The 9,817-nt window shown below is 73.3% G+C and carries 9 protein-coding genes; 5 read left to right on the top strand and 4 right to left on the bottom strand.

Annotated features, from left to right (window positions below; genetic code table 11):
• Nucleotides 1–140 precede the first annotated feature (140 nt).
• The 4 genes from VR44_RS26745 to VR44_RS26760 all read right to left on the bottom strand — a co-directional run bounded on the left by VR44_RS26745 (nucleotide 141) and on the right by VR44_RS26760 (nucleotide 6,281).
• Complete coding sequence (locus VR44_RS26745; protein WP_045950170.1) at nucleotides 141–1,580, bottom strand: amino acid permease; 1,440 nt, start codon at nucleotides 1,578–1,580, stop codon at nucleotides 141–143.
• Nucleotides 1,581–1,820: 240 nt separating this feature from the next.
• Entirely contained in the window at nucleotides 1,821–3,371 is a 1,551-nt protein-coding gene (locus tag VR44_RS26750; protein ID WP_045950171.1) for an APC family permease, read from the bottom strand.
• A gap of 59 nt (nucleotides 3,372–3,430) precedes the next feature.
• A complete protein-coding gene (locus VR44_RS26755; RefSeq protein ID WP_045950172.1) occupies nucleotides 3,431–4,378 on the bottom strand; it encodes a hypothetical protein in 948 nt (315 codons plus the stop codon).
• A 283-nt stretch (nucleotides 4,379–4,661) separates the two neighbouring features.
• The gene (locus VR44_RS26760; RefSeq protein WP_045950173.1) at nucleotides 4,662–6,281 is read right to left on the bottom strand and encodes an FAD-binding dehydrogenase; all 1,620 of its coding nucleotides are present in this window, start codon (nucleotides 6,279–6,281) and stop codon (nucleotides 4,662–4,664) included.
• 85 nt (nucleotides 6,282–6,366) lie between these two features.
• Between VR44_RS26760 and VR44_RS26765 the strand changes: the two genes are divergently transcribed.
• The 5 genes from VR44_RS26765 to VR44_RS26785 all read left to right on the top strand — a co-directional run bounded on the left by VR44_RS26765 (nucleotide 6,367) and on the right by VR44_RS26785 (nucleotide 9,799).
• A complete protein-coding gene (locus VR44_RS26765) occupies nucleotides 6,367–6,909 on the top strand; it encodes an NUDIX hydrolase (protein ID WP_045950178.1) in 543 nt (180 codons plus the stop codon).
• A 20-nt stretch (nucleotides 6,910–6,929) separates the two neighbouring features.
• Nucleotides 6,930–7,328 carry a YidH family protein gene (locus VR44_RS26770; protein ID WP_045950174.1) on the top strand — a complete coding sequence of 133 codons (399 nt, stop codon included), beginning with the start codon at nucleotides 6,930–6,932 and terminating at the stop codon, nucleotides 7,326–7,328.
• Nucleotides 7,325–7,645, top strand: coding sequence for a DUF202 domain-containing protein (locus tag VR44_RS26775; RefSeq protein WP_045950175.1), 321 nt, complete (start codon nucleotides 7,325–7,327; stop codon nucleotides 7,643–7,645). The genes VR44_RS26770 and VR44_RS26775 overlap by 4 nt, the downstream gene beginning before the upstream one ends.
• A 91-nt stretch (nucleotides 7,646–7,736) precedes the next feature.
• Complete coding sequence (locus tag VR44_RS26780) at nucleotides 7,737–8,645, top strand: MBL fold metallo-hydrolase (protein ID WP_045950176.1); 909 nt, start codon at nucleotides 7,737–7,739, stop codon at nucleotides 8,643–8,645.
• Between the two features lie 128 nt (nucleotides 8,646–8,773).
• On the top strand, nucleotides 8,774–9,799 hold the full coding sequence (locus VR44_RS26785; RefSeq protein WP_045950177.1) for a phosphotransferase family protein: 1,026 nt from the start codon (nucleotides 8,774–8,776) through the stop codon (nucleotides 9,797–9,799).
• Nucleotides 9,800–9,817: the final 18 nt, after the last annotated feature.

Below are 9,817 nucleotides of genomic sequence, written 5' to 3' on the forward strand. Positions count from 1 at the left end.
GGGTTCAAGTCCCCCCTCGGACACATCATGAGAAGGACCCCGCTTCGGCGGGGTCCTTCTTCGTTTCCCCCCGGGGAACGGAGAAGGGCCCCCGGGGCGGGCCGGAGCCCGTCCCGGGGGCCCTGGGGCCCGTGGGGTCGTCAGTCGCGCGAGGAGGCGATCTGGTTCACCCGGCGGCGGACCAGGAACCAGCCGCCGACCAGGGCCGCGGCGATGCCCGGGAGGATCATCACCGTGGTGCGGCCGACGCCGCCGTCGCACCACATCAGCACCAGGACGGTCACCAGGAAGACCAGGGTGACGATCTGCGTGTACGGCGCCCAGGGCAGCTTGTACCCGGGGCGCTCGACGAGGCCCTTCTGCGCGCGGCGCCAGAAGAACAGCGAACAGATCATGACCATGGCCCAGGTGCCGAGGATGCCGATGGAGGCCAGGTTGAGGACGAGCTCGAAGGCCTCGCCCGGCATCCAGTAGTTCAGGCCGACGCCGGCGACGCCGAAGGCGGCGGTGAACAGGACGCCGCCGTAGGGGACCTTGCCCTTGTTCATGACGCCGGTGAACTTCGGCGCGGAGCCGGACAGGGCCATCGAGCGCAGGATCCGGCCGGTGGAGTAGAGCCCGGAGTTCAGGCTGGACAGGGCGGCCGTCAGGACGACCAGGTTCATGATGCCGGCGGCGCCGGGCACGCCCAGCTTGTCGAAGACCGTGACGAACGGGCTCTGGTCGGACGAGTACTCGGTGTACGGGAGCAGCAGCGCGAGGAGGACCACGGAGCCGACGTAGAAGAGGCCCACGCGCCACATGATCGAGTTGATCGCCTTCGGCATGATCTTCTCGGGGTTCTCGGTCTCACCGGCGGCGACGCCGCAGAGCTCGACGGAGGCGTACGCGAAGACCACGCCCTGGATGACCAGGAGCATCGGGAGCACGCCGGACGGGAAGATGCCGCCGTGGTCGGTGATGTTGGCCAGGCCCGGGGTGCTGCCGCCGATGTCGTGGCTGGTGGCGACGAGGTAGATGCCGACGAGCAGGAAGATCGCGAGGGCGGCGACCTTGACCAGGGAGAACCAGAACTCCATCTCGCCGAAGTACTTCACCGAGATCAGGTTCGCGGTGAGGACCACGGCCAGGGCGATGAAGGCGAGCACCCACTGGGGGATGTCGGTGAACATCGACCAGAAGTGCGCGTAGGTCGCGGCGGCCGTGATGTCGGCCACAGTGGTGGTGGACCAGTTGAGGAAGTACAGCCAGCCGGCCGTGTAGGCGCCCTTCTCCCCCATGAACTCGCGCGCGTACGAGACGAAGGCGCCGGAGGAGGGGCGGTACAGGACGAGCTCGCCGAGGGCCCGGACGACGAAGAAGGCGAAGACGCCGCACACCGCGTAGGCGATGGCCAGGGAGGGGCCGGCGCCGGCGAGGCGGCCGCCGGCGCCGAGGAACAGGCCGGTGCCTATCGCCCCGCCGATGGCGATCATGTTGATGTGACGGGACTTGAGGTCCTTGCTGTAGCCCTCGTCACCTGCGTCGACATGGCGGGAGGACGCCTCGGCGGGGGCCTCGGTCAAGGTGCGGTCACTCATATACGACACTTCGCCTTCGTGGGTCGGACAGGCAGGTCCGAAGCCGCGTCCGGGGGAGCTGGGTGGTATCCCCCGTATCGCGGTTCCGGTGATTTTGTCGCCATAGGAGACCACGGCCCGCGCTACCCGCCAAAATCAGCCACCGGACGCGGAAGCCCCCGGCGACCGTGGAGGGGTCACCGGGGGCTTCAGGAGGGCTCGGACACGGGGCACGGGGCCCCTCGGGCACCCGTCCCGGCCTCAGGCGTCCGAGGCCGCCTCAGCGGCCTGGTCGAGGCGGAAGGCCTCGTTCCCCAGGCCGATGCGGGCGTGCGCTTCGGGGCGGCGGGCCTTGAGCACCAGCCCGTGGACCAGTCCGGCCAGCGCGGCCACGCCGATGATCGCGGGCAGCGCCCAGCTGAGGGCGGAGCCCTCCTCGGCGGCGACCAGGACGGCGAAGTCCTTCACGGTGTAGACGGCGATGACGATCAGGGCCAGCCCGGCGAGACCCGCCGCGACGAGCCGCCGGACCTGGGCGCCGGCGGCGCCCCGGCGGACGAAGAAGGCGATGACCGCGAAGGAGGAGGCGGCCATCAGGACGGTCACGCCGAGGGCGCCGACGCTGCCCATCCAGGTGAACAGGTGCAGGACGGGCGCGGTGGGGTCGCCGGCCGGGTAGCCGTCGGTGAAGGCGAAGGCGAGGACGACGAGGGCGGCGACCACGGTCTGGAGCAGGGAGCCGGTGGCGGGGGCGCCGGTGCCCGGGTTGGTGCGGCCGAAGCGGGCGGGGAGCAGGCCCTCGCGGCCCATGGCGAAGGCGTAGCGGGCGACGACGTTGTGGAAGCTGAGCATGGCCGCGAACATGCCCGTGACGAAGAGCACGTGCAGGACGTCGGTGAAACCGGCGCCCAGGCGGCTCTGGGTGAGGTCGAAGAGCAGGGCGGGGCCGGCGTCGGTGGCCGCCTTGGTGATCTGCGCGGGCCCGGTGGCCACGCTGAGGGCCCAGGCGCTGAGGGCGAAGAACAGGGCGACGAAGCCGACGGCGAGGAACATCACACGGGAGACGACGATGTGCGGCTTGCTGGTCTCCTCGGCGTAGACCGGGGACTGCTCGAAGCCGACGAAGGCGGCGATGCAGAAGCACAGGGCGGTGCCGAGGCCGGCCCCGCCGAGGGTGGCGGGGTCGAAGGCGTGCAGGGAGAGGCCTTCGGGGCCGGGCTTGCCCAGGGCGGCGAGGTCGAAGACGACGACGAGGGCGCACTCGATGAGCAGCAGTACGCCGAGCACCTTGGCGTTGAGGTCGATCTTCAGCCAGCCGAGGGCGCCGGTGGCGGCGACCGCGAGGAGCGCGGGGATCCACCAGGCGAGCTCGGTGTGGAGGTAGGTGGAGAAGAGGCCGGAGATCTCGAAGCCGAGGATTCCGTACACGCCGACCTGCATGGCGCTGTACGCGACGAGGGCGACGAGGGAGGCGCAGGCTCCGGCGGTGGGGCCGAGGCCGCGGGCTATGTAGGCGTAGAAGGCGCCGGCGTTGTGGACGTGGCGGCTCATCTCGGCGTAGCCGATGCCGAAGAGGGCGAGGACGACGCCGAGGATCACGAAGAGCAGGGGCTGGCCCTCGATGCCCATGACCCCGTAGATCGTGGGCATGACACCGGCGACGACCATCAGGGGCGCGCTGGCGGCGAGTACGGAGAGCAGCAGTCCGGCGGTGCCGAGGCGGCCGGCGCGCAGGGCCCGGTCCTGGCCCTTGTAGGTGCGGATCTCGGCCTCGGTGGCGGCGGCCGTCACGGTGGATCTGCCCGTCGGCATGGCAGGGTCCTTTCGGGGGCGACTGGTCGGGTCGGGGGTGGGGCTGGGGGTGCGGTCGGTCAGGCGGTGCCGAGCGCGGCGCTGCGCGCGGCGAGGAAGGCCTTGGTGGGGTCGCGGTCCGGATAGGACCAGGGGGCGCGGGTGGCGTGGGCCCCGATGCGGTGGAAGAGGGCGGCGGCTTCGGCGGGACGCCCTTCGCAGAGCTTGGCGTGGGCGAGGAAGTTGAGGTCGACCCGGTTGCGGGGGTGGTCCTCGCGTTCCCACTCCAGCCACCAGTCGAAGGCGGAGCGCAGCACCTGGCGGGCGCGGCGGCCGCTCCAGTGCAGCGTGGCGGCCTCGGGGGCGGTACGGCCCTCGGCGGCGGCGAGTACGCGGTAGCGCTCGGCGTGGGCGATGACGGGGAGCACCGCGAGCGGGGAGTCGGCCGGGGACTCCTCGGCGGCCCAGGCGGCGAAGTCGTAGACCTCGTGGAGCGGGTCGCTGCCCGCGGCGGGGTCGCGTTCGGCGAGCCGGGCGACCATGAGGTGGTGGGCGTGGTGGTGCTCGCGGTGGCGGGCCCGGACCTGGTCGAAGTTGCGGCTGAACTCCTCGTCGCCGCCGAAGGCCCGGGAGAGCATCAGCAGGCCGAGCCAGGGGGTGGGGTCGGCCGGGAGCACGGCGGCGGCCCGGCGGCAGGCCTCGTCGGCGGCCTGCGGGGTGCCCTTGCCGCGCAGTGCGGCGTGCACGGTGGCGCAGGCGAGGAGGGTGGCGGCGTCGGCGCTGCCGGGTTCGGCGAGGAGCCATTCGCGGGCCCAGGCGGTGGCGGAGGGGGTCTCGGCGAGGACGGTGACGCGGTGGCCCCGGCGGTCCCAGTCGTCGCCGGTGGCCACCAGCAGGCTACGGGCCCTGGCCCAGCGGCCCTGGGTGAACTGGCCGCGCACGGCGACCAGTTCGGTGTCGCAGAGGGCCGGATCGAAGAGCTGGGCGTCCCGCTTGCGGGTGCGGCCGAGGGGCGGCGGCGGGGACATCCGCGGGTTCCCTCCAGAGCGCGGGTGCGGGCGGTGCCGGTGGTGGTGGTACGCGGTGTGGGGCGCGCGCGCCTGGGGCGCGGCGGCTCGATCGGCCGGTGGTCAGCCGGTGATCACTCACAGCAAACCGGTACGCACAGCTCCGCGTCAAGGTCCGTCGCGGCGGGTGGCCGGAATCAACGGGTGTGCGAAGCGGGGCAGTTGGGGCGGATGACGCGGATCCGGGTGGCCGCTGCGCGGAGCCTGAGGCGACGGGCGCGGAGCGCACGTACGGGGGCCGGGCTCAGGCGACGAAGAGGCAGCCGCCCAGGAACGTGCCCTCGAGGGCTCGGTAGCCGTGGACTCCGCCGCCGCCGAAGCCCGCCGCCTCCCCGGCCGCGTACAGCCCGGGCAGGGGCTCGCCCGAGGGGGTCAGCACCCGTGAGGAGAGGTCGGTCTCCAGGCCGCCCAGGGACTTGCGGGTCAGGATCGAGAGGCGGACGGCGATCAGGGGCCCGGCCGCGGGGTCGAGGATCCGGTGCGGGGCGGCGGTGCGGATCAGCCGGTCGCCGAGGTACCGGCGCGCCCCGTGGATGGCCGTGACCTGGAGGTCTTTGGTGAAGGGGTTGACGATCTCGCGGTCGCGGGCGGTGACCTCGCGCCGGACGGTGGCCTCGTCGAGCAGGTCCTCGCCGGTGAGCTCGTTCATCCGGCGGACCAGTGCGGACAGGTCCCGCTCGACGATGAAGTCGGCCCCCCGGTCCATGAAGGCCTTGACCGGCGCCGGTACGGCCTGCCGGGCGCGGACCAGCACCTCGCGGACCGAGCGGCCGGTCAGGTCGGGGTTCTGCTCGGAGCCGGAAAGGCCGAATTCCTTTCCGATGATGCGCTGGTTGAGCACGAACCAGGTGTGGTCGTGGCCGGTGCGCATGATGTGGTCGAGGGTGCCGAGGGTGTCGAAGCCGGGGAAGAGGGGGACGGGCAGGCGCCGGCCCGTGGCGTCGAGCCACAGGGAGGAGGGGCCGGGCAGGATGCGGATGCCGTGGCGGGCCCAGATCGGGTCCCAGTTCTCGATGCCCTCGGTGTAGTGCCACATCCGGTCCTTGTTGATGTGGCTGGCCCCGGCCTTCTCCGCGATCCCGAGCATCAGGCCGTCCACGTGCGCCGGGACCCCGGAGAGCAGCCGCGCGGGCGGGGTGCCGAGGCGGGCGGGCCACTGGGCGCGCACCAGGTCGTGGTTGCCGCCGATGCCCCCGCTGGTGACGATCACGGCCTGGGCGCGCAGGCTGAAGGAGCCGGTGCTCGTACGGGAGCTCGCGGCGCCCCGTACGGCGTCCGAGGGTTCCAGGACCTCCCCGGTGACGGTGTCCACGGCGCCGGCGGTCGTGGCCAGGCCGGTGACCCGGTGGCGGAAGCGCAGGCTGACCAGGCCGCGGGCCACACCGGCGCGGACCCGCCGTTCGAAGGGTTCCACCAGGCCGGGGCCGGTGCCCCAGGTGATGTGGAAGCGGGGGACGGAGTTGCCGTGCCCGTTGGCGTCGTAGCCGCCGCGCTCGGCCCAGCCGACGACGGGGAAGAAGCGGACCCCCTGGGCGTGCAGCCAGGGCCGCTTCTCGCCGGCCGCGAAGTCCACGTAGGCCTCGGCCCAGCGGCGCGGCCAGGCGTCCTCCTCGCGGTCGAAGCCGGCGGTTCCCAGCCAGTCCTGGAGGGCGAGGGCCCGGCTGTCCTTGATCCGCATCCGGCGCTGCTCGGGCGAGTCCACGAAGAAGAGCCCGCCGAAGGACCAGTGCGCCTGCCCGCCGATCGACTGCTCGGGCTCCTGGTCGAGGAGGATCACCTTCCGGCCCGCGTCGACGAGCTCGGCGGTGGCCACGAGGCCGGCGAGGCCCGCTCCGATCACGATCACGTCAGCGTCGTAGCTCATGCGTCTGTCCGTCCTCCGGTCGGTGGTGGGGCAGATCCTTTGCTACGGAGCGGTAACCCGTCAACAGCGGTGGTTGGATGGGTGCGTGAGTGCGGCTGATGAGGTACTGGACGTGGTGGACCGGGACGACCGGGTCACCGGGCAGGCCCCGCGGGGCGAGGTGTACTCCCGGGGGCTGCTCCACCGGTGTGTGTTCGTGCAGGTCAGGGATGGGCTCGGGCGGATCTTCGTACACCGGCGGACCGCGTCGAAGCTGGTGTTCCCCGCGCACTACGACATGTTCGTGGGAGGGGTGCTGGGCGCCGGGGAGGACTATCCGGGGGCGGCGCTGCGGGAGGCGGAGGAGGAGCTCGGGGTGAGCGGGCTGGAGCAGCCGGTGCCGCTCTTCAAGTTCCTCTATGAGGGTCCGGGCGGGGCCTGGTGGTCGTACGTGCACGAGGTGCGGTGCGCGCTGCCGGTGGCTCCGCAGGAGTCGGAGGTGGACTGGCACACCTGGCTGGAGCCGGAGGAGCTGGAGCGGCGGGTGGCCGGCGGGGAGTGGGCGTGGGTGCCGGACGGGCTGGAGGCCTACCGGCGGCTGCGGGCCTTCCGGGAGGGCGGGTCCCGGCCGCCCGCGCCCCGCGCATGAAGGGGACGTAAATTGGACAGGTGATCGACTTCGTCAAGGACGTGCGCCTCTGGTTCGCACCGCAGCGGCTGCGCGCCGAGGGCGAGACCCCGGACTACCGGTTCTCCCTGGCCAACGAGCGGACCTTCCTGGCCTGGATCCGGACCGCGCTGGCGCTGGTGGGCGGCGGGTTCGCGGTGGACCAGTTCCTGCCGGACCTGCGGTGGGGGGTGCGGGTGGGGATGGCGCTCGCCCTGCTGGCGGTGGGGGCGGCCTGTGCGCTGCGGGCCGTGCACCACTGGGTGCGGTGCGAACGGGCGATGCGGCGGGGCGAGGACCTGCCGCTGTCTCCGTTCCCGGTGCTGCTGAGCCTGGGGGTCGGGCTGGTCGCGGTGGCGATGATGGTGGTCGTGCTGCTGGGCTGGACGAGCCGGCCGTGACACGTCCGGGGACCGCCGTCCGTGACGCCGGGCTCCAGCCGGAGCGGACCCGGCTGGCCTGGCGGCGCACCACCCTCGCCTGCTCGGTCACGGCGGTGCTGGCGCTGCGCCAGGCACTGCACGGGACCGGGTCGCCGGTGGAGGTGGGCGGGGTGGCCGTGATCGCCCTGGTGTGGGTGGCGTTCCTGTGGGTGGCGCACCGGCGGATCCGCCAGCTCACCGCCGCCCGGCCGGCGGCGCTGACGCCCAAGGCGGCGGCGGGGGCGGCGGCGTGCGCGGTGGCGCTGGCGGTGTTCGCCATGGCCGTCATCGTCTGACCCCGGGCCCGGCCCGGCCCCGCCCTCCCCCGGCCCCGGGCCTGCTGACAGGATGCTGACCGCCTGTCACAGCGACCCGGGGAGAGCGCCCATGACCGTCGAGAAGCCCTACGTCGTCCAGCCCGCGGCCGGGGTGTACGCCTATGTCCAGCCGGACGGCGGCTGGTGCCTGAACAACGCCGGCTGGGTCTGCGACGGCGGGCAGACCCTGCTGGTCGACACCGCGGCCACCGAACGGCGGGCCCTGGCCCTGCGCGAGGCGGTCCTGGCGGCCGGGGCGCCGCTGCCCCGGACGGTGGTCAACACCCACCACCACGGCGACCACACCTACGGGAACGCCGTCTTCGCGCCGGCCCTGATCGTGGGCCACGACAACGCGCGGGCCGAGCAGCTCGCGGCCGGGCACCAGCTGGAGCTGATCTGGCCGGCGACCGACTTCGGCGCGATAGAGATCACCGCGCCCGACCTCACGTACGGCGACCGCCTGACGCTGCACGTCGGGGAGACCGAGGTGCGGGTGCTGCACCCGGGCGTCGCGCACACCACCGGCGACTCGGTGGTCTGGCTGCCCGGGCGGCGCGTGGTGTTCACCGGCGACCTGGTCTTCGCCGGGGGCACGCCCTTCCTGGCGATGGGCTCGCTGGCCGGTTCGCTGCGGGCGCTGGAGCTGCTGCGCTCGCTGGACGCGGAGACCGTCGTACCGGGGCACGGGCCGCTGACCGACCCGTCGGCGTACGAGTCCACCGAGCGCTACCTGCGGTACGTGGCGGAGCTGGCGCGGGAGGGCCGGGAGAAGGGGCTGACCCCGCTGGAGACCGCGCGCGGGGCCGACCTTGGGGAGTTCGCGGCCTGGCGGGAGAGCGAACGGCTGGTGGCGAACCTGCACCGGGCGTACGCGGAGCTGGCCGGGGAGCCGGAGGGGGCCCCGCTGGACATCATGGCGGTGCTGCGGGACATGACGGTGATGAACGGCGGCACGCCGATCCTGTGCCACGCGTGAGCGGATGGGGCGGCGGGCCGGAAGGGGTTCTTTCGGCCCGCCCCCTGGACGGCATACCGACTGGTCGGCATGATGGCTGGGGACACGGGACGTCCGTCGTCGACCCGACTTCGTACGGAGGCGCGCACATGACCCCAGCCGACCCCCGAGGTCTCGATCTGGAGCGGCTGCGCGGCCACCTCGACGCAGCGCGCCCCGGCCTCGTGGCCGGGCCGCTGACCGGCCGGCTCATCGAGGGGGGCCGGTCGAACCTCACGTACGCGGTCACCGACGGCCGGGCCCGCTGGGTGGTGCGCCGCCCGCCGCTGGGCCACGTCCTGGCCACCGCGCACGACATGCGGCGCGAGCACCGGGTGATCGCCGCCCTGCACGGGACGGCCGTGCCGGTGCCCGAGCCGCTGCTGCTGTGCGAGGACGCGGAGGTGCTGGGGGCGCCGTTCTACGTGATGGAGCACGTGGACGGGGTGCCGTACCGGACGGCGGACCAGCTCGCGCAGCTCGGCCCCGAGCGCACCCGGCGGGCGGTGCTGGGGCTGGTGGACACCCTCGTCGACCTGCACGCGGTGGACCCGGAGGCGGTGGGGCTGGGCGACTTCGGCCGGCCCGAGGGCTTCCTGGACCGGCAGCTGCGCCGCTGGGGCAAGCAGCTCGCCGCCTCGCGCGGCCGGGAGCTGGCCGGCATCGACGAACTGCACGCGGCCCTGGGCCGGGCGCTGCCCGCCTCCCCCGCCCCGGCCGTGGTGCACGGGGACTTCCGGCTGGACAACGTACTGATCGGCGGGCCGGACGACACGATCCGGGCGGTGCTGGACTGGGAGATGTCCACGCTGGGCGATCCGCTGACGGACCTCGGCCTGCTCGTGATGTACAGCTCGGACCTGGGCCTGGAGGACTCCCCCGTCAGTACGACGAGCCGCGCGCCGGGCCACCCGGCCCCCGCCGAGCTGGTCGAGCGGTACGCCGCCCGCTCGGGCCGGGACACCGGGGCGATCGCCTGGTACACGGCCTTCGCCTGGTTCAAGCTCGCGGTGATCCTCGAGGGCATCCACTACCGGTACACGCTCGGCCAGACGGTGGGCGCGGGCTTCGACCGGATCGGCGAGCTGGTCCCCGTCTTCATCGCACACGGTCTGACCACCCTCCAGGAAGGCTGAGGAGCCGCGCAGATGGAC

Source organism: Streptomyces katrae, from assembly GCF_000966975.1.
GTDB classification, from domain to species: domain Bacteria; phylum Actinomycetota; class Actinomycetes; order Streptomycetales; family Streptomycetaceae; genus Streptomyces; species Streptomyces katrae.